The 22672-nt window shown below is 53.9% G+C and carries 25 protein-coding genes and 1 tRNA gene; 11 read left to right on the top strand and 15 right to left on the bottom strand.

Features of this window, described 5'->3' with window-relative positions; genetic code table 11:
* Positions 1-2 precede the first annotated feature (2 nt).
* The 5 genes from AC06G5_RS01365 (at position 3) to AC06G5_RS01345 (ending at position 3916) form a co-directional block, all read left to right on the top strand.
* Positions 3-698: an ABC transporter permease gene (locus AC06G5_RS01365; protein WP_057399233.1), complete on the top strand. Its 696-nt coding sequence runs from the start codon at positions 3-5 to the stop codon at positions 696-698.
* Positions 695-1384, top strand: a complete 690-nt coding sequence (locus AC06G5_RS01360; protein ID WP_413423442.1) for an ABC transporter permease — start codon at positions 695-697, stop codon at positions 1382-1384. The genes AC06G5_RS01365 and AC06G5_RS01360 overlap by 4 nt, the downstream gene beginning before the upstream one ends.
* Positions 1365-2594 carry a methyltransferase gene (locus AC06G5_RS01355; RefSeq protein WP_480458899.1) on the top strand — a complete coding sequence of 410 codons (1230 nt, stop codon included), beginning with the start codon at positions 1365-1367 and terminating at the stop codon, positions 2592-2594. Before AC06G5_RS01360 ends, AC06G5_RS01355 begins: the two co-directional genes overlap by 20 nt.
* Before the next feature lie 343 nt (positions 2595-2937).
* On the top strand, positions 2938-3762 hold the full coding sequence (locus AC06G5_RS01350; protein WP_480458898.1) for an FkbM family methyltransferase: 825 nt from the start codon (positions 2938-2940) through the stop codon (positions 3760-3762).
* A 78-nt stretch (positions 3763-3840) separates the two neighbouring features.
* Positions 3841-3916 (top strand) — tRNA-Thr (locus AC06G5_RS01345).
* A 516-nt stretch (positions 3917-4432) separates the two neighbouring features.
* On the opposite strand, the gene AC06G5_RS01340 is transcribed toward AC06G5_RS01345, so the two are convergent.
* The gene (locus AC06G5_RS01340; protein WP_480458897.1) at positions 4433-4879 is read right to left on the bottom strand and encodes a hypothetical protein; all 447 of its coding nucleotides are present in this window, start codon (positions 4877-4879) and stop codon (positions 4433-4435) included.
* Between the two features lie 194 nt (positions 4880-5073).
* Positions 5074-5424: a hypothetical protein gene (locus tag AC06G5_RS01335; protein WP_480458896.1), complete on the bottom strand. Its 351-nt coding sequence runs from the start codon at positions 5422-5424 to the stop codon at positions 5074-5076.
* 110 nt (positions 5425-5534) lie between these two features.
* Between AC06G5_RS01335 and AC06G5_RS01330 the strand changes: the two genes are divergently transcribed.
* Genes AC06G5_RS01330 through AC06G5_RS01310 form a run of 5 tightly spaced genes read left to right on the top strand, consistent with a single transcriptional unit; the run spans position 5535 to position 9648 of the window.
* On the top strand, positions 5535-7100 hold the full coding sequence (locus tag AC06G5_RS01330) for a recombinase family protein (protein WP_480458895.1): 1566 nt from the start codon (positions 5535-5537) through the stop codon (positions 7098-7100).
* A gap of 29 nt (positions 7101-7129) precedes the next feature.
* Entirely contained in the window at positions 7130-8008 is an 879-nt protein-coding gene (locus tag AC06G5_RS01325; protein ID WP_480458894.1) for a ParB/RepB/Spo0J family partition protein, read from the top strand.
* Positions 8008-8403 (top strand): ParB/RepB/Spo0J family partition protein, encoded by a 396-nt coding sequence (locus AC06G5_RS01320; protein ID WP_480458893.1) that lies wholly within the window; start codon positions 8008-8010, stop codon positions 8401-8403. Before AC06G5_RS01325 ends, AC06G5_RS01320 begins: the two co-directional genes overlap by 1 nt.
* On the top strand, positions 8378-9376 hold the full coding sequence (locus AC06G5_RS01315) for an integrase domain-containing protein (protein WP_480458892.1): 999 nt from the start codon (positions 8378-8380) through the stop codon (positions 9374-9376). The genes AC06G5_RS01320 and AC06G5_RS01315 overlap by 26 nt, the downstream gene beginning before the upstream one ends.
* The gene (locus AC06G5_RS01310) at positions 9373-9648 is read left to right on the top strand and encodes a hypothetical protein (protein WP_480458891.1); all 276 of its coding nucleotides are present in this window, start codon (positions 9373-9375) and stop codon (positions 9646-9648) included. The genes AC06G5_RS01315 and AC06G5_RS01310 overlap by 4 nt, the downstream gene beginning before the upstream one ends.
* A 323-nt stretch (positions 9649-9971) precedes the next feature.
* Here the strand turns inward: AC06G5_RS01310 and AC06G5_RS01305 are convergent, their stop codons facing one another.
* From AC06G5_RS01305 to AC06G5_RS01295, 3 genes are all read right to left on the bottom strand, one after another.
* Positions 9972-10487: a hypothetical protein gene (locus AC06G5_RS01305; protein ID WP_401328812.1), complete on the bottom strand. Its 516-nt coding sequence runs from the start codon at positions 10485-10487 to the stop codon at positions 9972-9974.
* A gap of 49 nt (positions 10488-10536) precedes the next feature.
* On the bottom strand, positions 10537-11028 hold the full coding sequence (locus AC06G5_RS01300; RefSeq protein WP_095155734.1) for a helix-turn-helix domain-containing protein: 492 nt from the start codon (positions 11026-11028) through the stop codon (positions 10537-10539).
* Positions 11029-11439: 411 nt separating this feature from the next.
* Entirely contained in the window at positions 11440-11628 is a 189-nt protein-coding gene (locus tag AC06G5_RS01295; protein ID WP_434579485.1) for a hypothetical protein, read from the bottom strand.
* 890 nt (positions 11629-12518) lie between these two features.
* On the opposite strand from AC06G5_RS01295, the gene AC06G5_RS01290 reads away from it, so the two are divergent.
* Entirely contained in the window at positions 12519-13883 is a 1365-nt protein-coding gene (locus AC06G5_RS01290) for a HEPN domain-containing protein (RefSeq protein ID WP_480458890.1), read from the top strand.
* 228 nt (positions 13884-14111) lie between these two features.
* On the opposite strand, the gene AC06G5_RS01285 is transcribed toward AC06G5_RS01290, so the two are convergent.
* From AC06G5_RS01285 to aguA, 10 genes are all read right to left on the bottom strand, one after another.
* Positions 14112-15041, bottom strand: a complete 930-nt coding sequence (locus AC06G5_RS01285; RefSeq protein WP_480458889.1) for an ImmA/IrrE family metallo-endopeptidase — start codon at positions 15039-15041, stop codon at positions 14112-14114.
* Positions 15041-15352, bottom strand: coding sequence for a hypothetical protein (locus AC06G5_RS01280; RefSeq protein WP_401328801.1), 312 nt, complete (start codon positions 15350-15352; stop codon positions 15041-15043). The genes AC06G5_RS01285 and AC06G5_RS01280 overlap by 1 nt, the downstream gene beginning before the upstream one ends.
* Before the next feature lie 9 nt (positions 15353-15361).
* The gene (locus AC06G5_RS01275) at positions 15362-15598 is read right to left on the bottom strand and encodes a colicin E3/pyocin S6 family cytotoxin (protein WP_401328798.1); all 237 of its coding nucleotides are present in this window, start codon (positions 15596-15598) and stop codon (positions 15362-15364) included.
* Between the two features lie 822 nt (positions 15599-16420).
* A complete protein-coding gene (locus AC06G5_RS01270; protein WP_057712436.1) occupies positions 16421-17131 on the bottom strand; it encodes an SDR family NAD(P)-dependent oxidoreductase in 711 nt (236 codons plus the stop codon).
* A gap of 44 nt (positions 17132-17175) precedes the next feature.
* On the bottom strand, positions 17176-17832 hold the full coding sequence (locus AC06G5_RS01265) for a DsbA family oxidoreductase (protein WP_413423461.1): 657 nt from the start codon (positions 17830-17832) through the stop codon (positions 17176-17178).
* Positions 17829-18050: a tautomerase family protein gene (locus AC06G5_RS01260; RefSeq protein WP_007972813.1), complete on the bottom strand. Its 222-nt coding sequence runs from the start codon at positions 18048-18050 to the stop codon at positions 17829-17831. The genes AC06G5_RS01265 and AC06G5_RS01260 overlap by 4 nt, the downstream gene beginning before the upstream one ends.
* A gap of 352 nt (positions 18051-18402) precedes the next feature.
* Positions 18403-19689 carry an OprD family porin gene (locus AC06G5_RS01255; protein ID WP_413423467.1) on the bottom strand — a complete coding sequence of 429 codons (1287 nt, stop codon included), beginning with the start codon at positions 19687-19689 and terminating at the stop codon, positions 18403-18405.
* Positions 19690-19949: 260 nt separating this feature from the next.
* Positions 19950-20621, bottom strand: coding sequence for a DsbA family protein (locus AC06G5_RS01250; protein WP_413423469.1), 672 nt, complete (start codon positions 20619-20621; stop codon positions 19950-19952).
* A 302-nt stretch (positions 20622-20923) separates the two neighbouring features.
* Entirely contained in the window at positions 20924-21136 is a 213-nt protein-coding gene (locus AC06G5_RS01245) for a hypothetical protein (protein ID WP_057399224.1), read from the bottom strand.
* Between the two features lie 244 nt (positions 21137-21380).
* Complete coding sequence (gene aguA, locus AC06G5_RS01240) at positions 21381-22487, bottom strand: agmatine deiminase (RefSeq protein WP_413423471.1); 1107 nt, start codon at positions 22485-22487, stop codon at positions 21381-21383.
* Positions 22488-22672: the final 185 nt, after the last annotated feature.

Below are 22672 nucleotides of genomic sequence, written 5' to 3'. Positions count from 1 at the left end.
CCATGATTATCGACCTCTACGGATTCGGCCCGGCGCTCGCCGCTGGCGCGCTGATGACTGTGAAACTGGCGCTCTCGGCCCTATGCCTGGGGCTGGTGCTCGGTCTGCTCGGCGCCTTGGCCAAGACTTCCCCGTACAAGCCGCTGCAATGGCTTGGCGGCACCTATTCGACCCTGGTTCGCGGCATCCCGGAATTGCTCTGGGTGCTGTTGATCTACTTCGGCACGGTCAACCTGATGCGTGCCCTGGGCGAGTTCTTCGGCAACCCCGACCTTGAACTCAATGCCTTTGCCGCCGGCGTGATTGCACTGGGCCTGTGCTTTGGCGCCTACGCCACGGAAGTGTTTCGTGGCGCGATCCTCGCCATTCCCAAGGGTCACCGTGAAGCAGGCGTGGCGTTGGGCCTGTCGAAATTGCGCATCTTCACCCGGCTGATCATGCCGCAGATGTGGCGCATCGCCCTGCCCGGCCTGGGCAACCTGTTCATGATCCTGATGAAGGACACGGCGCTGGTATCGGTGATCGGCCTGGAAGAAATCATGCGTCACGCGCAAATCGGCGTGACCGTGTCCAAGCAACCGTTCACCTTCTATATGGTGGCCGCGTTCATGTACCTGAGCCTGACGGTGCTGGCGATGACCGGCATGCACTTCATGGAAAAACGCGCCGCTCGCGGCTTCGCGAGGAGCGCCCAATGAACTGGGAAGTCATCATCAAGTGGCTGCCGAAGCTGGCCCAGGGCGCAACGCTGACCCTGGAACTGGTGGCCATCGCCGTGATTGCCGGATTGCTGCTGGCCATTCCGCTGGGCATTGCCCGTTCGTCGCGGCTGTGGTGGGTGCGGGCATTTCCCTACGGCTACATCTTCTTTTTCCGCGGCACGCCGCTGCTGGTTCAACTGTTCCTGGTCTACTACGGCCTGGCGCAGTTCGACGTGATCCGTAACAGCTCGATGTGGCCGTACCTGCGCGATCCGTTCTGGTGCGCCACGGCGACCATGACCCTGCACACCGCCGCCTACATTGCGGAAATCCTGCGCGGCGCCATTCAGGCGATTCCACCGGGCGAGATCGAAGCGGCACGGGCGCTGGGCATGTCCAAACCCAAAGCGCTGTTCTACATCATGCTGCCGCGCGCCGCGCGCATCGGCCTGCCGGCCTACAGCAACGAAGTGATCCTGATGCTCAAGGCCAGTGCCCTGGCCAGCACCGTGACCTTGCTGGAACTGACCGGCATGGCCCGCACCATCATTGCCCGGACCTACCTGCCGGTGGAGATCTTCTTCGCCGCGGGCATGTTTTACCTGCTGATGGCCTATGTGCTGGTACGTGGCTTCAAGTTGCTGGAGCGCTGGTTGCGCGTCGATGCCTGCCAAGGGCGTTGATAGCTGCGTGTTGACGGGCGAGGCGCTACTCGCCCGCTTCACTGCGCTGGATGCTTTTCTCACAGAGCATCAGGCGTTGTGGAAACCTCGCCCGTTCACTTATCTGCAACTACCTTGGGAAGCGTCCTACCCGGAGCTGGCCGCATGGCTACGCGGGCGAACGCTGGACGACGCCGAAAACGCTCACAACCAGCCGGCTCTACTGCACGCCCCCGAACCCTTTGCATCGCTGGCAACGACGTCCGTTGCTTTGAGTGCCGTGGATGAATTGCCTGCACGCACGCTCGAAGCGGCAGGCCATCGATTGAACGTCGATGTGCCAGGGCGCAAATGGCAACAGATCGAAGCATTCGCCAGCCGGTTGCAGTTTTCCGAGGCACCGCAGCATTGGCTGGACTGGTGCTCGGGCAAGGGACACCTGGGGCGCCGCCTGCTGCAACCGGGGCAGCAACTGACATGTCTGGAATACGACCCGGCCCTGGTAACCAGCGGCCAGGCACTCAGCCAGCGCCATCATCTGCACGCGCTACATATTGAACAGGATGTGCTCGCGGCAAATGCAGCCTCTTTACTGAGTGCGTATCACACGCCCGTCGCGCTTCACGCCTGCGGTGATTTGCATGTGCGGCTGATTCAACTCGCCAGCGCGAAAGGCTGCAAACAACTCGCCATAGCCCCGTGCTGCTACAACCGGATCAGTCTTGCCGAATACTCGCCGATTTCCTCGGCCGCCCAAGGCTCCGGCTTACAGCTTTCCCTCGACGACCTCGCGTTGCCCATGAGCGAAACCGTTACCGCCGGTGCCCGCGTGCGACGTCAACGCGACACCTCCATGGCCCGGCGCCTGGGCTTCGACTTGCTGCAACGGCAACTGCGCGGCATTGACGAGTATTTGCCAACCCCTTCCCTGCCCAGTGCCTGGCTGGATACACCCTTCGCCGATTACTGCCATCATCTGGCCGCACTCAAAGAGTTATCCACAATCGGCCCGCAAGATTGGCCAGCCCTCGAAGCTGCCGGTTGGCAGCGACTGGCCGAGGTGCGCAACCTTGAGCTACTACGCGGACTTTTCCGACGCCCGCTGGAGCTTTGGCTGGTCCTTGACCGGGCACTTTTCCTCGCCGAACAGGGCTACAGCGTCCGCGTCGGCACCTTCTGCAAAACCCCACTCACGCCGCGTAATTTTCTGCTCCTGGCCGAGCGTGCTTAAACACGCCCTACCTGTGGATAACTCTGTTGATGGAATTATCATGGATCCAAGATTCATGCCAGTTTCAGGATAAAAACAATACTGTTCATTTTTTGTACACACGGATAAAAAATCGAAAAAACAGGCATTTGCGGACAAATGAGAACAGCTCCACAAATTCGGCCTAAACCCAGTGCGCTTCCAACGGCATTGTGCATAAGCATTTAATGAAAACGACATAAACGCCTAATCCCGGACCTCGGACAGGGGGATTTGCACCCTCTCATGACTCTTGTTATACACACACGCAAGGGCGCCAGCAGCGCGGCCACGAACAAGAACATTCTTCCGACAGGATGCGCCAGTGACGTTCATTTCCTACGCACAGAACTTCGAAGACATACGCCTGTGGCGCGCCCTCAAAACCGTCGAGAACGGCTTCTACATCGACGTCGGGGCAAACGACCCCACCCATGACTCGGTCACCAAGGCGTTCTATGACCATGGCTGGACCGGCATCAACGTCGAACCGATGCCCAACTACTACCAAGCCCTGTGCCAGCAACGCCCCAAAGACACCAACCTGCAATGTGTGGCCGGCGAAAGCGCCGACAGCCTGACCTTCTACGGCATCGCCGGCACCGGCCTCTCGACCGCCGACCCGGCCATGGCGCAAATGCACAAAGACGCCGGCATGGACGTGCGCAGCCAGACCGTCCAATCCCGCACCCTGACCTCCATCTGCGAAGAGCACGCCCGGGGCCGTGACATTCACTTCCTGAAGATCGACGTCGAAGGCCACGAAGAGACCGTCCTGCGCGGCATGGACTTCACCCGGTGGCGGCCATGGGTGATCCTCATCGAGACCCCATGGGAGCGCGACCAGACCTGGGAAACCCACGTCACCGGCGCCGGCTACCAGTCCATCCTGTTCGACGGCATCAACACCTACTACCTCGCCGAAGAACACCTGAACCTCAAACCCGCCTTCGACATCCCGCCATGCAACCTGGACGAGTTCCAGTTCTGCAAAGGCCACAACTTCAGCCACCCCGTCGGCGACGCCGAACAGCAACTCGCCGCCGCCCTGCAACGCGCCGAACAGGCCGAAGCACAGCTGCGCGCAATGCAAAACAGTCGAGCCTGGAAAGCCATTCAGAAACTCAAGAAAACCCTGCTGCGCGCCTGACCTGAAGCCCGCGCAAAAATAGTCAAAATTCAGGGGTTTACAGAAGCCAACCAATCGCTATAATCGTCGCCCTGACACGCCGGTATAGCTCAGATGGTAGAGCAACTGACTTGTAATCAGTAGGTCCCGGGTTCGATTCCTGGTGCCGGCACCATATAGAACAACGACTTAGGCTCACCTTACGGTGGGCCTTTTTCGTTTCTGGCTTTTGCTTCCTGCAATTTTCCCCGTTCGTTCCCCGTTTCGTGATCGTCTCTTCCTAAGTTCTTGAGCCGGCTCAAAAATATTGGTGAGTCGCATGGCGCAGCTCGTTATTGAGGCGCTACGGGAAATTTCGATCCACTACGATTGGCAGCAACCGGCCAGAAGCTGCCTCTCACCAAGGGTAGCCATCAGCCAGTAGCGGACGGTGGGCAGAGTGACGGCAAATCGGTTGTAGGGATGATCAGCTTCACAAGCACGGCAGCGTTACAAAACGCAAAGCGAGCATAACCACGCGTTGCACCTCTTCATCGCCCTCGATACCAGCGAAGGCAACAATGCACTGAGGTAGAACGATGTATGGAGTGTGGCTAAATTCGTTTTTTACGGTTGTGGTTAGACGCTCTACCAAGTGTAGAACTTGGTCAGGGTTATCGCGTCGCACGAGGTGTGCCAGCGGGTGTAAATCTCATTGACGGCGCTCTTTGGGCTTCGAGGCTAGCTTGGTCTCCAACTCAAAAATCTGCCTATCAATTTCTGCCAGCAGAGCACGTAACAATTTCTGCTGTCCTCTGCAGAAGTCCAAGCGGTATTGATTTTCAGGCTGTCGTCGCTCAGTAAGAAACGTTTTGAAGTCGTCTTCAAGGGCAGCTACAGAGTTGGCGTAAGATTTACTGGCTTCTTTGGTATTTTCTGCACCAGTCCTGGAGGTGCCAGAAGAATGGATAGCGTACCTATCAATCCAACTATTGAGGCTGGTAATGTTGGTTTCGTATGGTTCGCCTTTTGAGTTCATAACAAACTTACGCTTATTAGGTTTCTCGCCAGCAGCTGTAGCTTGAGCAACATGCTCTAACCACTTTTCAAGTACCAGTCTCCTCTTCGTTTCCCGCTCCAGCATCACCGACCAAGACATATTGCCTCCCCTGCTCTGCGTTGGACCGCTCTCAACGTCCGTGAGCACAACCCTTAAAGTGTAGCTCAAGCCGCCCAGCCGGGTGAAATCAAGCCGGGCTCAAGCAAGCCTAATACTTAATGATTTGCAATATAAAACTGTCTAACGGACTGCTATCGGCCATTAGCGGCCAATCGCCTAATGGCAAATAGCGTTCATTCATGCCTCCCCTGGCAAAGACATAAATCTATCCCTTCTATAACCGATTGGAGTTTTTGTCTGAGCAATGGAAGCTCCGATGCAGTTAATAAATGCGGTCGTTCCGCCATGCCAAGAAACGCTGCCAGCGCCAGGTCAGAGTGTTTGACCAATGCCACTAGGTGTTCCCCTTGCGGGCCGTTGCTACCTGCCATCCAGTTCTTGACTGTCCTCTCGTTCGCATTCGTCCACCGCATCAAGGTTTTGGTGGCTTGGTGTGTTTCTCCGAGCTCCATATGCAGCGCTCTTGCTATGCCGGCTGCGTACTGTTTTTGAGCCAGAAAAGAATTGCCTGTTTTCGTGAACATTTTTCCCTCCCCGATCTTCTACCTTCTTTAGAGCTAAATCGAAAAACGCGGTAACCGATCACGGCTCTGACGATGTCTTGGTGGCCGCGAGAAGGTTGAGGACGTTGTTGATGCAAAATTTCATTGGCGTGGGTAATACCCTCAATGAACCGAGCGCAGCCTTGGCAGCGGCGTACGTCCGGATGTCCACTGAGCATCAGCAATACTCGACTGAGAATCAGCTCGATACCATTCGACTGTACGCAGTTACCCACGAACTTGAGATCAGCAAGGTTTATACCGACGCAGGGAAAAGCGGGTTACGCCTGGAGGGGCGTGATGCCCTTAAGCAACTGTTCTTTGACGTGGAGAGCGGTCGTGCTGATTACTCCACTGTCCTGGTCTATGACGTCAGCCGCTGGGGACGCTTCCAAGATCCCGATGTCAGCGCGAGCTATGAGGTTCGCTGCCGCCAAGCCGGTGTCACCGTCCAATACTGTGCAGAGCAATTTACCAATGATGGATCGCCGGTCTCCAACATCGTCAAGAGCGTCAAGCGGATGATGGCTGGCGAGTACAGTCGCGAACTTTCGGTGAAAGTCTTTGCGGGGCAGTCCCGGCTTATCGAGCTGGGATACCGTCAAGGTGGTCCAGCAGGCTTCGGGCTCCGGCGGCAGCTAGTGGATAGTAGCGGCTCCCCAAAAAATGAACTCCAGATAGGTCAACATAAAAGCATACAGACTGACCGTGTGATTCTTGTACCGGGTCCACCGTGCGAAGTTGAAATGGTGCAACACATCTACCGTTTGTTCGTCGAGGAAGGCAGGAGTGAAAGTGAGATTGCCGATTGGCTGAATGCTCAGGGAGTACTCAACGACCGCGCAAGATCGTGGTCTCGGGGCACCGTGCACCAAGTGTTGATTAACGAAAAATACGTTGGCAACAACGTCTGGAACCACAGCTCCTTCAAGCTGAAGCAGACTCGCACAGAGAATCCACCTGAAAAGTGGATTCGGGCGAATGGTGCCTTCCGCCCTATCGTCAATTCAATCCTATTCAAGGCCGCTCAGTCGATTATTGAAACGCGATCCTATCGCATGCCCGATGATGAAATGCTGCAAGTACTCAAAACTATATACCAACGTAGCGGGTACCTTTCGGGCCTTGTTATCGACGAGGCTGAAGGCTGCCCTTCAAGTAGCGCCTACCAGCATCGTTTTGGAAGCTTGCTTCGTTGTTATTCCCTCATTGGATACACCCCGGCACGCGACTATCAATACATCGAAGCCAACAAACGACTTCGGGAAATGCACCCGCTGCTTCTCGAGCAAACCACATCAAAAATAGCGGAGGTTGGGGGAAAAGTTTCAGTCGACCCTCGCACAGATCTAATCCTAGTCAATGAAGAAGTAACGATCTCACTTGTGCTTAGTCGATGCCAGGTATCCCCGGTGGGCACCAAACGGTGGAACATCCGCTTTGATTTCGGCTTGAGCCCTGACATCACCGTAGCTGTGCGGATGAAAGAGCACGAAGAAGCGGCCTTGGACTATTACATCCTGCCCGCCATCGACATCGAAGCCCCTCGACTTCGTCTCGCCGAACGCAATCAGGCCAGCCTCGACATCTACCGGTTCGAAACCTTGGATATCCTTTCTGATCTGTCGCAACGCAGCGATTGTAGGAGGGTGGCATGATAGCGATTCAAACTCACCGAAGAGCTCCCATGCATGTTGCAGAAGAGACAACCGTTCGGCTCATTCCGCTTGAAGATATTCGAGTGCTCAACCCCCGAGCACGTAATAAACAAGTGTTTGCGAGACTAGTAGAGAACATTTCCGCGCTGGGTCTCAAGCGGCCTATTACGGTCGCTCCGACGACAACCGGTACCGAACCCTATGAGATTATTTGTGGCCAGGGCCGCTTTGAAGCGTTTCAAGCGTTGGGGGAGAGAAAGATTCCGTGCATTGTGGTAACTGCAAGCGAAGCGGACCGGTACCTGATCGGTTTGGTGGAAAATCTGGCACGCCGAAAACATTCGAATCGTGATCTTCTAATCTCAATTCAGCTCCTTTCGGATCGTGGCTATACCTCTCAGCAGATAGCTGAAAAAACCTGTCTCGATGCAGGTTACATATATGGAATTCTTGTGCTCTTGCGCCAAGGAGAGGAGCGTCTGATCGCTGCAGTTGAAAACGGCTGGTTATCCATAAAATTGGCGATGGATATCGCACGATCCTCGGACGCAGAGTTGCAACAGGCCATGATCGACGCCTATGAAGGCGGAGTACTCAAAGGCGATCAGTTAATGAGGGTACGTCGTCTCATCGATAAACGAAAATCGCTCGGCAAGCGCTATGGACAACAAGCGCCTAGCAAGGATAAGCCTACACCTCAAAAGCTTCTACACACTTATCAAATCGAAGTTCGACGTCAGAAGGTGATGATCAAAAAGTCGGACATAAATGAACAGCGGCTGCTGATCATCGTCACCGCGATGCGCAAACTGTTGAGCGATGAGTACTTCAGGACACTACTTCGCAACGAAGACATTCCGGACATGCCCAAAGCTTTGGCTGATCGGATTCTTGGAGAGACGCAGTGATGACTGAGGTCAAACAGGCATTCGAGCAACGTGTCATTGCAATCCCCCTGGAGAGAATCCTTCCCTCGCGTAAGGTGGAGCAATTGAAACCTGGAAGTAAAAAGTACGCCAGCATTCTGAGCTCAATAAGGGAGCTCGGAGTCGTTGAGCCTTTGGTGGTGCATCCCAAGCCCATCGTCACAGATGGATTATCTTCGTTCATGCTTTTGGATGGTCACTTTCGCCTTGAGGCCCTCAAGGAACTGGGAGCAGTAGAGGCGCTATGCCTGATCTCTACCGATGATGAGGGGTTCACTTACAACCGGCAAATCAACCGACTGACTCCTATCGAAGAACATAAAATGATCGTTTCCGCACTGAAGAAAGGTATTGAAGCCTCGCGCATTGGTAGGTAGGCGGGATGGGCGCAATTTTGGCTATGGCCGGCAATTGAGCTATGCCGGGCCGCAGGCATTGCGCGATCTATTTGGCGGCGGGCATTACGGCACCGTCAAGGCACACAGTGATCGCTGGCAGGCGTTTGTACGCTGGTGTCGGTCGGAGGAAGGGCCGGGGTTTAACGATGCGCGGCAGATTAATTGGCAGACCTTGCTGGACTACGCCGGACATCTGCGCCAACAAGTTGAACAAGGTGAACAAGGTGAGCTGGCCATCGCCACTGCGCAAAACCGGTTGTCCAGTGTGAATCGGACCATGGCCGCGCTTCGCGGTGATCAGTATGTGAAAGTGCCGAGTCCGAGTAAGGCACTGGGAATGCGGCGCACCAGTGCTCGTCATTCAGTGCCGCAAGGCCAAGACCGCGAACAGCTGAAGCGGATCGTAGAGGTACTTTGCAAACATCAGCAGCCGCGCGCCGCGGCCATCGCTAAGTTAGCGCGAGCCACTGGCATGCGTCTGCGCGAAGCGATTCTGGCCGACCTACCGCGACTCAAGCGTGAAGCCGAACACTACGACAAGATCAACATCCAGGACGGCACCAAAGGCGGCCGATTCGGTGCGTCAGCACCTCGCTGGATTACGGTAGATGATCATATTCGAGAAGCTCTGAGGTTTGCCGAACAGGTTTCGCCCGATGGCGGCCGCAACCTGCTGGCACCGAACGAAAGCTACCTCGATTTCTTGCAGGGGATCGTCCGCCCCGCGCGAGATATCCTCCATACGCACAATCTCAAAGGCTTCCACGAATTGCGGGCAGCCTATGCTTGCGAACGCTATGAGCAAATCACCCATCATCTCGCGCCCATCAACGGTGGCAGGTGCTGGCGCCTCAATCCACGCCTTGATCGAGAGGCACGCTTACAAATCAGCTATGAGCTCGGACACGGCCGTATCGACGTGGTATCGGCGTACATCGGTGGCCGAGCATGAGCAAGCCATTCGATATGGAGCTGTTCCTGGCGGGCGTCCTGACCGGATCGCACACCCCCCGCCAACGCCACCTGCGTCAGGCGAAGGCTATCCAAACAGCGATCGCTGAGCGCTGGCAACGCGACAATCCATGGACTTGGCAGAGAAAACATCTTGCTTGGTTTTTGAATCACCACTTAAACCAGCGCACTGAATCGACGCGCTATTACTATTTGCTGACCATACAATTGCTCACTCATCGCCTAGGAAAACTCTGGCAATTCAACCGCTAAGCGGAACCATGCTGAGAACCGGTTATCCGGCCCAAGCATCACCTGATGTGCTTGATAGAGAGTCAAACCGGCGTCATCGAGCGAGCCAAATGATGACATTCTGGGGATCTAGGGGGGAGGCGTATGGGGCTGGAGGGGGAGAAATGTTTGCAATTTGCTTAGCGCTTGCTTAACATTGATCTCGACTACGCAGACAGCAGAAAATTTGTCGGCGGAGCTGCGGAGGCCTGGCTAGCCAGGGTCATATGAAGGGAAATCGCAGGCATATGGGTTGTTCTGCTTCAGTGCAGGAGACTTGCCTTCGAGGCCGTCCTTCCTCGTAGTCACCTAATGTTTCGGATCTTGGCCTCGGTTGCGTGATACGCAGTAACCGGGGCCAAGTACCTTATAGCCCCGTCCTCACATACTTTTACGACCGCCAAGGCGTAATAGCTGCCGTTACCTACGCTGACCTTTCTGCCGGTGTTAAAGAGAATACCCTGAGCATGCTTGGGCTTGTTCAAGCCTATCTGGCTGTAAGCGCAGTACGCGTTCACCAGGATCTGCAAAGCTTCTTCTGGGGTGCAGTGGTCTTTGCTCTCGCGAGAATCCAATGGATGAGCGATGGCTTGAAGGTCAATCAAAATGCCCCTCCGGTTTGGCTCCGACCAGCCCTTTTCACGGCAAATACGCTTTATCCGGTCAAACTGCTTGGGAGTCAGCAAGTAGGTGAATTCAGGCGCATGCTGCACCTGGCTCAATTCGACACCTGCCTCGCGCATGCTGATGACGACGCTCATCAACTCACGGAAGGCATCTGCCAGGCTTTCATCACCCAGTTGTGTGGCGGTTTTGTTCATCGTCGTACTTCCTTTGGGTTCGACGACTGAATCGTCCACCGCTGTCCTCTTATTTGACCAATTCCAAAGTGGCTGGCTTTTTACGTGTAGCACGGCCGTCACCGGTAGCTTTTTGCTTCTCGCGCGCGTCCACGATGGCTTTAGCGTACGGGGTAGCGGCCTCGATGATCCCATCGAAGGAATAGCGATTCGCGAGGTTACCGCCCAACTTCGACTTTCGGGCGTGTCGAGTGATGAATTTCATTTCCTCAAGCTCGGCGATTGACCGCTGGATTGTCCGGGCCGTTACCCCAATTTTCTTAGCAAGGGTCTCTTTGGTCGGATAAGGATCATTGCCCGCCTGCCACCAGTAGCCGGCCAGATGCAGAATGATCACGATATGCAGGTGTTTCAGCCCCAGTTGTTGTGAGCAGTCGAAAAGCACATTGGGAATGGCTGTCCATCCCGCCGCTACCAAATCCTTTCCCCACCGTTTCTCGATTTCCTTGCTTTCTACCGGCGCCGGCTTTTTCGCCTTCACCGTTGTCGTTAACTTAGTCATCCCCTGATCCCCCTTAATTTACCGTTGGCTGGAGTATGGTGGCTCTAAACAGGGCTGGCAACGGTGGGGGGGGAGGCGCCTGTGTCAGCCCCTTAGGTTAAGTTTACTGTGTCTCGGTTGGCTAAATGTGTTTCAAAGTTGGATGTGTTTAACGGTGAGTATGTTTTGGGAGTCGACAATGTCTCCTGGAGGGAGAAAGCTATGCCTCTAAGGAGGGAGACATCCACGCCTTCAGCGGGGGTCATAAAAGCCTCCCCCATCGTGAAAAAAAAACTGCTTTTTCTGAGTTTTTTTTCAAAAGGCGTCATAGACGCGCTTTACGACTGACTCAAGCCCTCATATTTCACAATCATCGGCTTGTTTTTTCGGTCGTAACTGGGGTCATTGAGTGTTCGCCTGGAACTGAATGTCCTATTCGTTAGCTGCGTAGCTGGCTTCCTCACGCCATTTGCTAATGGCATTTGGTTCGGAACTTCCACGGGCAACGATCTGTTTTCCGCGAAAATCCGCATAAGCTAGGTATGAGCGTCCGTCCTTCACCACCCAGCCCTGAATCTGTTTGCCATCGATTTGGGCGTGAAACTGTTTTGCTGCGCTCATGGCCAAGGCCTCCGTCGGTTTGGACCAATATGCCGTCACGACAGACTTCGGATCAAATCTGATCAGCAGGATTTATCTTGGCGCGGCGATAGTTCAACTCCTCGTTAGCTGGGCCTGTGCACAAAGGGTAAGAAGTGGACCAGAGCCAAGCCTCCAGCAGTGGAAAGGATCGCCAGCGGCCGGCCCAGAACACCGGCGCGAAATTTACTCAGCATCCCGCATTCCGGGTTCGATTCCACAGAAAGCCATAACTAGCTGATTTATTTATAGTTACTAGTTGGAGTACGCCAAATTTTCCACCGGGCCTTTGTTGTTACTGGCATCCAGAAATCCAACTGCTACAAGCAGCCCCTGATACCGTCTTAACCCTCACCAGTACCAAAATCTGGCTGCACCCCTACCCCGTTACAATTTCACTTCAGCGTGACGTTGACGACCTCCTCCAGCGACCTAAAATGCACCCCAATACACCCGCCAAGCCTAGGTTGACCCAGTCAACAAGCTCAAATCGTGCGGGTTTTCTTTGTCTGGAGAAAACTACATGAGGCCCTTCAACAAACCGGCCCTCAGCGTAGAACAGCAATTGGAACTGCAGCAGCGAGGCCTGCACGTCGATCTGCCACAGATAGCCAGGCTGGCTTGAAGTTGAGAATGCCGGTACTCCAAATCGATTTGTCACCAGTGAGAGCTGGTAGGAGTCTGGATCCGGCGCAGATGGAGCCCTCGGCGCGCTCAAGCTGCTACCTCGTTGCTGCTCGGTGGCAGACTCAAACCTATTACGTTTTAGAGAATTGTTTGTTCCCGGACAGCAACCGTGCGCCCAACAAAAAGTACCTTGCTTTTTCAAAATGCCAGTACAAGATGGGTGTTCGGATTAAAGGATGGAAATCATGCAAGACAGGGTTACCGAGCTAGTACTGAATCAATCATATACTTTTAAAGTGGTCTATAGTGAAGGCGACGCTGGATTTGCAGGCGTTCTCAACTTAACGCCAGAACTGATAACTTTCAAAGTCATGACCGAGCGCTCTTGCAACCTGTCTTGGGAGACCACCGAGGCAAAGTGTTATGACTTTCGCAACAGATTTATTCTCAAGGGGTTACGTTGTACTGGGTCTAGATCGAGTTCGCTCGGTAATATTCCATCAGTAGGATTTTACGAAATAGAGTTTACTGTAGAGAGTGTAATTTTTTGTCCTGGACAGGGCCCAGCAAAAGGGAGATTTCAAGCTATTCAAATTCACTCGGAGACGGTGAATAACTGGGTGGGACATACTACGACCCAGGAGAAAATACTTGAAGTAAATCATGATGGCGGAGATGTGCGGCCATTTTTAACTGAGTTCATGGCAGAGGCTAATGGTTGTGAATACATAGGAGTTCAATACAACGCCAACTATAACCACTCCCCATTATCGTACGAGCAAAGCTTTGCTTTTCCACCTTCTTTATTTTACACGCTTGGAAGCGATGAAAACAAACGCAACCCATTGGTAATTTACTCAAAAATATACAATTTAATTGCCTTTTTAACTGGCATTGAGCCATCCGTTCAAAGCGTTAGCTTGGAATATGACCTTCAAGGCTTTACCAAGTATGCATCTCTGTACTTTGTAAACAACAGCTTAAAACCTAGACGATCTAATGAATTTATTATGCTCCCCCTTGGGAAAGATCCTAGATTTGAGAGCTGGGGATTGGCGCCGTTCCCCCTATCATCATTTGAGTTGTATTTTTCCTCCGACTCCGAATTACCTGACATCATGTCTAAGTATGTTAAATATCGAAACATGGGGAATATTGAAGATAGGCTACTCGGATATTTTCGCTTACTAGAGAAGCACTGTTACAACAAGAAAAGTTATTTATCCGATGAGTTGCTTGTTGGGCTTACCAAGTCTGCAAAGGAGTTCCTCAAGTCAAACGGTCTAGCTCGGAAAGAGATCTTGAGCTTTGAGAAGGGTCTTAAGCGATTTAACTCATCAAAATACAATACGCAAAAATGCGTCACAGATTTTTTCAATTCCTTGCCAAGCCAAATTCAGAATGGGCTGGGGCTGTCTTCTGTGTTGATAGAGTCGATATGCAAACTAAGAAACGACATCACTCATGCGAATGAATATCGCGCAGACGAAAATCAGATGTACGCCTATACAGCTTTTGTTCATCATCTATTGATTTTCGCGCTTCTACAAAAACTTGGCGTAATTCTGGTTGATGTTACGAATTTGACAAGCCGACTCAGAAATTATTGAGAGCATTTTTTAATCTATCCGATACCGAGGTCCAGGACCTCCGTGGCATCTGGATTCCCGCGTTCGCGGGAATGACGATGAAGAGCTTCTTCAGACCCTCCTCAGGAGCGGTGCGTCGTGTCGGCACCTTGTCCGGGTGAGTCTTCCAACACTGGGTCTGTGTCTGCCCCAACACATATAATTTGCGAGAGTAATTAACCTAATTCAGGTTCGACTATATCTTCGACATTACTTCGAGAGAAGTTCCTTCACACGTTTTATGACATACTGTTCAAATAGTGGGTGATTAACTGCTTCCTCAATACCTTCCCTACCATCATATGTACGCATGATCGCGCTACATATTTCTGACTCACTCAATTTCTTGCACTTCTGAAATCTAGCCGGAAGTATTGCATTGATACTTTGCTTCAAGTGCTGAGTTCCACTTTCAAGCAAAATCTGCTCTAGAATTTCGCGCCAGGGACGAGAGTCGCTTTCCTCAATATCCTTATTACTAAAACACCAAGCTACATAAGAGTATCCATTCAACTTGAATGACTCAAAACTATGCTCCGTCCTAAAAATGATATCATTCATAAGATCCCGCCCATCAAGAGACGGAGTGTTAGGTGCAGTAGTGGTTCTATAAAATCTTATAAGCGATCCATCGCTATCAATCTGACAGCAAATGATTGGAGTCTGAAGGGTTTTAAAAACCTTAATTAAAACAGCTTCACGAGAAGCATTGGACGCCTTAATTAAATACTTCAGATAACCACTAAGTTCTTCATAGCTGTCATACTTCTCTTTCAGCCATAAACTTGGTATTAATAGTTCCGCAGCAAATCTATTTGCTTCGCTTTCCATCTGTAAATAATCATAATCATCGGCGTCGGCATCTAAGTGCGAAACAATGGTTCCGGTGTGCCAAGGAATAATAATATGCCCCAGTTCGTGAGCTAGGGTAAAATTTTTCCTGGTTTCTGGCGCTAAAGAGTTAACCAAGATCTGCGGTCTGTCCGCCCCTCCGATTCCAATGGTAACTCCATCGGCAACGATAGGAAATGGAATGATTTCTACGTCACCATAAATACATGCAAGAGCCATCAAGTCATAAGGTGGTGTCAAAGAGTGACGTGCCAATACTCGGGCCGCCATCTTCTCTTCGGGAGCCATCAAATTTTCCCTATTTGCCGAAGCCATTTTTCTATCCGCTTTGCCTCTTCTGGCGTGCTGGCGCGCGCGGCAAGTGCAAATCTCTCGCGATTCAACTCCTCGTCAAAAGTACAACCTTTTCTTCGCGCTGCAATGATGTACGAAATTATCGAAGGGGTAGTGCCCCACAAGGAATACTCCTCCCAAGACATTCCGAGATACTCGTGCAACTCCTGATCAGTTCCTTCTTCCCCGTCGTGCCATTTCCCCACATACTCGTCAATTTCCTCTAAGAGGACATCACCGGCTAAACACTGCTCGATAAAATTCATAAATGCCTCTTAGTTTGGATTAACTCTACGACCGCGCACTGCTGGCTTCAGCATAGTTCCGGTAATTGGGCATGCTGCGCCAATATGGCGACCTTGATGATTGAAAACTTCAACTTCCCCGTGAAGCGAGTCCCATGTGTAATATAGTTTTTCGATAGGTTCAAAGTAAACTTTTCGACCACCCTCAATAAAGGCGACCTTGAGATTATCCAAAATTGAAGGTTTAGGTCTAGGTAGTCCGCCCATTTTGTTCTCTTTATCAGTCCCTATTAGAAACAGACAGTGCTAATTTATTTCATAACACTATTCTGGAGTAGCCAACACCTATTTCAGCTTCCTTGGTACTCAAAAATGAGCGCTAGGTCACCAGAACCGTCCCTCCACAGAAAGTAGTAGCGGAAGAGGTATTCAAGAGCTAGTGATTGTATGTCCAAAATCAATGTGCCAGCTAGCTCTCGATTGCGTACTCCAGCGTAGCTCAAGGTTAATGGGCTGAGGCGTTCGAATGATCCCGCCACGGGAAGGCACACGCAGGGTATTCGGTTGGTTCTCTCCTCCGGCTCAGCAGCACCCACTGCTCATCACAGCTGAACTGCCTACCAATTTGGAGCGAAGAAAACCGATCATGAGCAGATCCCTTTTAGTTGCCGATGGAAGCGCAGTCACCGAAATCACATTAGTAAACCTTCGGCCGGACGATCTCTGAAAGCAAAAAAAGTAGAAAAGGGGACGCCCATTAGCCGGTCAGGACGGCGTCCCATATGCCACGTCTATCCCCCTTAGCGACCTGCAATGCGCACGGCCAAACTCCGCGAACGGAGGTCGCCGAATGCTGGTAAAGCGTGCTGATACGCTATAAATTCCGAGTTCGATTCCACTGAGCGCCATAACTAGCTGATTTATTTATAGTTACCGGTTGGGGTACGCCAAATTTTCCACCGAACTCCAGTCCCGCAGAAAACCTAGCCCCGCCCCTAGCTACCGTTCGTCTGGTGCCGGCACCATACAAAACAAAGCCCCTGCAGAAATGCAGGGGCTTTGTTGTTTCCGGGGTTTGGCAAAACGCTTTTAGTGCCCCGCGCTCTGACCACCGTCCACGTGCAGGATTTCGCCAGTGACGAACTTGGCGCCGTCCAGATACACGACCGCTTGCGCAATATCATCGATCTCGCCCATGTGCCCGACCGGGTGCAGGTTGCCCAGCGCTGCGTGGGTTTCTTCGCCGTGCATCGGGGTCTTGATGATGCCTGGGCTGACCGCGTTCACCCGGATCCCGCGCTTGGCGTATTCGATGGCCAGGGATTTGGTTGCCGCGTTGAGCCCGCCCTTGGTCAGCGAAGCCAATACCGATGGCACGCCGTCGATGGCGTGGTCCACCAGGCTGGTGGTGATGTTGACGACGTGGCCGCTGCCCTGTTTTTCCATCTCGGCGATCGCGAGCTGAGTGATGTAGAAGAAGCCATTGACGTTCACCGACAGCACATTGGCGTAGTCTTCTGCGGTGTACGCGGTGAACGGCTTGGCGATGAAGATCCCGGCGTTGTTGACCAGGGTATCGATGCGACCGAAACGGGAAATCGCTTCACGGATGACGCGCTGGGCGGTTTCCGGTTCGCCGATGTCGCCGGCCACGGTGAGAATGTCCGGATCGGTGGACGGTTTGATCGAGCGCGAAGTGGCGACGATGCGGTAGCCGAGTTCACGAAAGGCTTTGACCATACCGTCACCAAGACCCTGGGATGCGCCGGTGATTACAATGACTTTTTTCGAAATGCTCATGATGAAGACCTCTGGAAATTAAAAGTGGGGTAGAAAATCTGTAATCAGGCTTCGGCCGGTGCCTTGGCCATTTGTCGCAACATCTGTTCGTAGTACTCGACCGATTGCGAACCGGACACCAGGTGGCGACCGTTCAGCACCATGGCCGGGACCGAATTGATGCCGCGCTGCCGGTAGTACTCTTCAAGTTCTCGCACCTCTTCTGCGAACGCGCCGGACGCCAGCACCTCTTGTGCACTTGCCCCATCCAGCCCCGCTTCAATCGCCAGACGCACCAGCGTCGACTGATCACTCGGGTTCTGGCCTTCGCTGAAGTAGGCCTGCAGCAGCACCCTCTTCAACTCGACTTGCCGCCCTTCCTGCAACGCCCACAGCAACAAACGGTGTGCATCGAAGGTGTTGTAGAAATGCGTGCGTTTCTCCAGATCGAATTTGAAGCCGATGGCCTCGCCGCGAGCGATCTGCATGGCCTTGCCGGCGGCGACGTCGGCGGCCGTTCTCCCGTACTTGCGCATCAAGTGCTCGACCGCTTGTTCACCTTCGGCCGGCATATCCGGGTTCAACTCGAACGGCTTGTAGGTCAGCTCGACCGAGATGTCCCCGGCCACGTTCTCGATCGCTTGCTCCAGCGCCGTCGCCCCCAGTGCGCACCAGGGGCACACCACATCGGAGATGAAATCGATGGTGACGGACGACGTCATGATTTCCCCTCCGCCTCGGCCAGTTGCTTGCGGTACTGGGTGGTGGTGATTCCGGCGTAACCCCAGTTATCGGTGTCGACTTCCTCGATCACGATGTGGGTCAGGTCAGGGCGTTTGTTGAGGACGCGTTCCAGTGTTTCAGTGATCTCGGCAATCACCTGAGCTTTCTGCTCAGTGGTAACGCCATCGCGGGTGATGCGTACGGTTACGAAAGGCATGAGGGAAACTCCAGTGACCTTCCCGTCGGGATGATGGGAGAGGCGTTGGAGCTCAATTTATGGAGTTTGCTGGAAGGGATAAAGGTGGGAGCGGGAACTTCATTCGTTACGTGGTGTAATGATTACGCTGTGAAAAAAGCCCCGGCCCGGGCGTAATGCTGTTCGGTTAAGCGAGAATGATCCGTTGTAGGAGCGAGCTTGCTCGCGATGGTCGTTAACGATGCCGCGTGATTACTGACTAAACGCAGCGCTCTTGAGTCCATCGCGAGCAAGCTCGCTCCTACAGAATCCTTAACAGTCGGGGCTTCTTCTTTCTCAGCCTTTGATCAGGCCTCGATACCGCAACCGATCATCAGAAGATGTTGATCGGGTAGTCCACGAACACACGCACTTCGTTGCCGCTGACGTTGTACTCGCTCGACTTCTGCGACACACGCAGGACCGAGCTGCGCAGTTTCACGCTGAGGTCTTTGGCCGGGCCGCTTTGTACGACGTATTTGAACTGGTTGAAGATCTCGCGCTCGGTGCCGCCTTCGCTGGTGGAGGTGGTGATGTTGTCACCGCGCACGTAGGCCACGTTGTAGGTCAGGCCCGGTACACCGAAGGTGCTGAAGTCCAGGCCGTAGCCGACTTGCCAGCTGCGTTCGTCTTCGGCGTTGAAGTCGGACCAGTAGGAGTTCGCCAGGTAGATGGTGTTGCCACCGTCGCCGATGCGGCCTTGATCTTTCTGGTAGCCGCCATAGGCATAGCCCAGGTTGCTGTCGCCGGTACTGCGCTGGTGCGCGAGGGTGAACGAGTGCGGGCCGGTGATGTAGGTGGCGGCCAGGCTCCAGATCTTGTTGTCGTCGCCGGTGATACCGTTGTCGCGAACGTAGGAATCTTCCAGCTTGGTGCGGTAGCCATTGAAGTCCAGGGTCAGGGACTGATCCTTGTCGATCGGGAACACGTAGTTGGCGTTCACGTATTGTTTCTTCAGTACGTCTTCGACGTCGGAAGCGTACAGCGCGGCCTTGAATTGCTCGGTGAACTGGTAGCTACCGCCCAATACGTTGATCGACTTCAAGCCACCGCTGTCACGACCTTCAGCACTTTTGCGCGATTCGGCGGTGAAGCGCCCGGCGTCCAGTTGCAGGCCTTTGATCTCTTTGGATGTGATCAAGGTACCGGTGTAGCTTTCCGGCAGCAGGCGCGAGTTGTCGTAGTTCAGTACCGGCAGGGCCGGCATCTGGTCGCCGTAGGTCAGGGTGGTGCTGGACAGGCGGAACTTGATCGCTGCGCCGCCCTTGGACAGGTCGTCAGCCGGCTGGCCGCTGTCGCCCTTTTTGAAAAAGTCGATGCCTTGCGCGCCGCTACGGTCTTCGCTGCGTTCCAGGTTCAGTGCGTACAGCCCGAAAGCGTCCACACCCACACCGACGGTGCCTTGGGTGAAGCCGGACGAGAACGTGCCGATGGCCGCCTGGCCCCACTCGGATTTATCCGGGTTGCCGTCTTTGAAGTCACGATTGATGTAGGCATTGCGCAGCAGCACTTTGAGGCTGCTGTCTTCAACAAAACCCTTGGATTCGGCCTGGTCGTTCGCCATGGCCTGTGTAGCGCTCAACATCCCCAGTGCGATCAGGCTGATTCGCTTGTTCAACATTTTGTTTTTTTCCTTGATTCGGTTGATACGCGCTGTGTCGAACGGCCGAAATGGCGCTATCGCGCTCTTGTTTCAATGCAAAAACAAAAAGGCCCGCCCACGATTGCTCGCGGCGGGCCTTTTATTGTTTTTGAGTCGTGGCGGTCGGCCACAGGCGTTGGGCCGAATCGTAGCTGCGCCCTCAATGATGTGTCAATTTCGTGAATCTTCTACAAATAGGCAAAAAACGTCTAAGAAACGGCTTTACGTGGCAGGAACATTCAATCGATGCAACCTTCGAGGCCACAGACTGCTACGGGAGTGGATGCTCCCTGATCGGGCAGCGACTGACTCAACCACTGCGCAAATGCCTGGGGTTTGCCCAGCCATGGCCCGATATCGATCAGGGTGAATTGGTCATTGTCCTCAAGCACCAGGGTCGGAAAACCCTGCCCTCCAACCTTGGCCAGGAAAGCCCGGCTGTTGCTGATATGGCCTTCGGTGTCGGCCGCCCTGAAGGCTCCTTCGAAGGCTTGACGGTCCAGCCCCATGCCGTGGGCCAGTTCAAACAATACCGATTCGTCGGCGATGCGGCGCCCTTCCACGTAATGAGCACTTTGCAAACGCCCCAACAACTCCAGCCCGCGACTTTCCATTTGCTCGGCAGCCAGCACCGCAGCGATGGGTGGAGCCGAGTCGAACACGGCGGTGTGATCACGCAGCAATCCTTCGAAATAGGCCTCACCGAACGGCTGCCCGCTGTATTCGGCAATGCGCCGGTCATGGGGCATGACGTAACTGCGCAGCTGTGGCGATACCTTTTGCCGATTGGCACCCGTCATCATGCCGCCGCCGTGGGCAATCACGGGCAGCACGGCCTGGGCGGCCTGCACCAGCGGTTTGGCGCCATAGCACCAACCGCACAATGGGTCGTAGATGTAATGCAGGATCATGGAAAAGCTCCGACAGAAATTCAGGAAAATTCGATGTCGGCAGATTAGTGCCGCAACGGCCCCGGAAAAACGCCGGATTGGCTTTCAGTCTGTTGCTTGAATCGGTCGAATGGTTGCGACACAAAACCCTGTGGGAACTCGCGATAGCGGTGGGTCAGTCGACATTTGTATTGATTGAACGGACGCCATCGCGAGCAAGCCCGCTCCCACAGGGGATCGTGGTGATTGCATGAATCTGCGCACAAAAAAAAACGCTGCCATCCCGGCAGCGCTTTTTTTTGATCAATCCGTTGTTGTTCTTCTTATCCTTCCATTACATCCCACAACGCATCCAGTTCCGCTTCGCTGAATAAACCAGCGGGGTAACGCTCGATCATCGTCCGGCGCGGATCAGTTTCGCTGATCTGACGCGTTCCATTGGACTTGAACCAGTGCGCCAGAATCTGGAGCGATTCGCTGTTTACTGCCAGGGGATGCAACGCCTTTTCGCTCACTACATTCACTTCGGCGTTCATTTCCGCGCTCTCTCCCGGTTTGTGAGCGGCTAACTTATCCAAGGTTTATGACAGAACATCGAAGTCCTCCCCCTCCCCGAGTTACAACAGTAGAGATACAAGAGCTGTGCCAAGGTTTCTGAAGTGTGGGCAAGCGGATACAAAAAAGCCCGCAACCCTGATGGGCTGCGGGCTCTGTGCCATGCAGCGGGCTGATCGACAGCCTGAGGGATTTCGCAATCAACTCAAGCTGTTACAACCTCACTCACTCCTTGTGCGGCGCGGGTTGTTGCTGGGTAAGGCAGTGAATATTGCCGCCCCCCAGTAACAGTTCGCGGCCAGGCACCATGACCACTTCATGCTGCGGGAACAGGTTCTGCAGGATTTCCTTGGCCGGGCCATCCTGCGGGTCGTCAAAGCTCGGCGCGATGATGCCGCCGTTGACGATCAGGAAGTTCACGTAGGAACCGGCCAGACGAACAGTCGGGTTACGTTCCTGGGTTCCATCGACCGGATCGACACCGGCACATTCTTCCTCGGTCGCAAACAGCGGACCCGGAATCGGCATCTTGTGCACCATGAATGGGCGGCCCTTGGCGTCGGTGCTGCCTTGCAGCACTTTCATCGCCGCCTGGCAGCGCGGATAGTTCGGGTCCTGTGGATCATCGGTCCAGGCCAGCAATACTTCGCCCGGGCGCACATAGCAGCAGAAGTTATCCACATGGCCATCGGTTTCGTCGTTGAACAAGCCATCCGGCAGCCAAATGATTTTATCCACAGCCAGGTTCGCACTCAGGAGCGCTTCGATTTCCGCGCGATTCATGTGCGGGTTGCGATTGCGGTTGAGCAGGCATTCTTCGGTGGTGATCAGCGTGCCTTCGCCATCGACGTGAATCGAGCCGCCCTCGAGCACGAAGCCTTCGGTGCGGTAGCGCGGGCTGCGCTCGATCTCGAGGATCTTGCCGCCGACTTGCGAATCACGGTTCCACGGCGAATACAGGCCGCCGTCAAAACCGCCCCAGGCATTGAAGTCCCAGTTCACGCCACGGACTTCGCCACTGTTGTTGATGACGAAAGTCGGACCGGAGTCGCGAACCCAGGCGTCGTCGCTGGACATTTCCACCACACGAATATTCGGCACGTCCAGGCGGGCACGGGCGTTTTCGTACTGGCCGGCGGAAACCGCCACGGTCACCGGTTCGAAACGGGCGATGGCTTTGGCCACTGCCACGTGCGCGGCTTGTGCCGGTTTGCCACCCAGGCGCCAGTTGTCCGGGCGCTCGGGCCAGATCATCCAGGTCTGGGTTTGGGGTGCCCATTCGGCCGGCATGTAGAAGCCGTCGGCGCGAGGGGTGCTGTTCAACGTGGTCATGGCTCAGGACTCCGGAGTGGCATTGATACCTGACAGAAAGGGAAGCGTATGTGTAAACGCCGTGGGCTATGGTGACTTTATATCCGATAAATATCGGCTTTTAAAGCACCATCAATCCACGGTTACAAAAATGATCGATAAAAAGCCGATATCAATCGAACTAACACCACCTTTCATGTGGGAGC

The organism is Pseudomonas sp. WT-JTC (assembly GCF_056711565.1).
This window is presented reverse-complemented; position numbering and strand designations above follow the sequence as displayed.

What these genes read in the sequence shown, in the direction of transcription:
- AC06G5_RS01365 (WP_057399233.1), top strand. Translation starts at nt 3, where the DNA reads ATGATTATCGACCTCTACGGATTCGGCCCGGCGCTCGCCGCTGGCGCG.
- AC06G5_RS01360 (WP_413423442.1), top strand. Translation starts at nt 695, where the DNA reads ATGAACTGGGAAGTCATCATCAAGTGGCTGCCGAAGCTGGCCCAGGGC.
- AC06G5_RS01355 (WP_480458899.1), top strand. Translation starts at nt 1,365, where the DNA reads ATGCCTGCCAAGGGCGTTGATAGCTGCGTGTTGACGGGCGAGGCGCTA.
- AC06G5_RS01340 (WP_480458897.1), bottom strand. Translation starts at nt 4,879, where the DNA reads ATGTCTTGGTCGGTGATGCTGGAGCGGGAAACGAAGAGGAGACTGGTA.
- AC06G5_RS01335 (WP_480458896.1), bottom strand. Translation starts at nt 5,424, where the DNA reads ATGTTCACGAAAACAGGCAATTCTTTTCTGGCTCAAAAACAGTACGCA.
- AC06G5_RS01330 (WP_480458895.1), top strand. Translation starts at nt 5,535, where the DNA reads ATGCAAAATTTCATTGGCGTGGGTAATACCCTCAATGAACCGAGCGCA.
- AC06G5_RS01325 (WP_480458894.1), top strand. Translation starts at nt 7,130, where the DNA reads ATGCATGTTGCAGAAGAGACAACCGTTCGGCTCATTCCGCTTGAAGAT.
- AC06G5_RS01320 (WP_480458893.1), top strand. Translation starts at nt 8,008, where the DNA reads ATGACTGAGGTCAAACAGGCATTCGAGCAACGTGTCATTGCAATCCCC.
- AC06G5_RS01310 (WP_480458891.1), top strand. Translation starts at nt 9,373, where the DNA reads ATGAGCAAGCCATTCGATATGGAGCTGTTCCTGGCGGGCGTCCTGACC.
- AC06G5_RS01305 (WP_401328812.1), bottom strand. Translation starts at nt 10,487, where the DNA reads ATGAACAAAACCGCCACACAACTGGGTGATGAAAGCCTGGCAGATGCC.
- AC06G5_RS01300 (WP_095155734.1), bottom strand. Translation starts at nt 11,028, where the DNA reads ATGACTAAGTTAACGACAACGGTGAAGGCGAAAAAGCCGGCGCCGGTA.
- AC06G5_RS01295 (WP_434579485.1), bottom strand. Translation starts at nt 11,628, where the DNA reads ATGAGCGCAGCAAAACAGTTTCACGCCCAAATCGATGGCAAACAGATT.
- AC06G5_RS01290 (WP_480458890.1), top strand. Translation starts at nt 12,519, where the DNA reads ATGCAAGACAGGGTTACCGAGCTAGTACTGAATCAATCATATACTTTT.
- AC06G5_RS01285 (WP_480458889.1), bottom strand. Translation starts at nt 15,041, where the DNA reads ATGGCTCCCGAAGAGAAGATGGCGGCCCGAGTATTGGCACGTCACTCT.
- AC06G5_RS01280 (WP_401328801.1), bottom strand. Translation starts at nt 15,352, where the DNA reads ATGAATTTTATCGAGCAGTGTTTAGCCGGTGATGTCCTCTTAGAGGAA.
- AC06G5_RS01275 (WP_401328798.1), bottom strand. Translation starts at nt 15,598, where the DNA reads ATGGGCGGACTACCTAGACCTAAACCTTCAATTTTGGATAATCTCAAG.
- AC06G5_RS01270 (WP_057712436.1), bottom strand. Translation starts at nt 17,131, where the DNA reads ATGAGCATTTCGAAAAAAGTCATTGTAATCACCGGCGCATCCCAGGGT.
- AC06G5_RS01265 (WP_413423461.1), bottom strand. Translation starts at nt 17,832, where the DNA reads ATGACGTCGTCCGTCACCATCGATTTCATCTCCGATGTGGTGTGCCCC.
- AC06G5_RS01260 (WP_007972813.1), bottom strand. Translation starts at nt 18,050, where the DNA reads ATGCCTTTCGTAACCGTACGCATCACCCGCGATGGCGTTACCACTGAG.
- AC06G5_RS01255 (WP_413423467.1), bottom strand. Translation starts at nt 19,689, where the DNA reads ATGTTGAACAAGCGAATCAGCCTGATCGCACTGGGGATGTTGAGCGCT.
- AC06G5_RS01250 (WP_413423469.1), bottom strand. Translation starts at nt 20,621, where the DNA reads ATGATCCTGCATTACATCTACGACCCATTGTGCGGTTGGTGCTATGGC.
- AC06G5_RS01245 (WP_057399224.1), bottom strand. Translation starts at nt 21,136, where the DNA reads ATGAACGCCGAAGTGAATGTAGTGAGCGAAAAGGCGTTGCATCCCCTG.
- aguA (WP_413423471.1), bottom strand. Translation starts at nt 22,487, where the DNA reads ATGACCACGTTGAACAGCACCCCTCGCGCCGACGGCTTCTACATGCCG.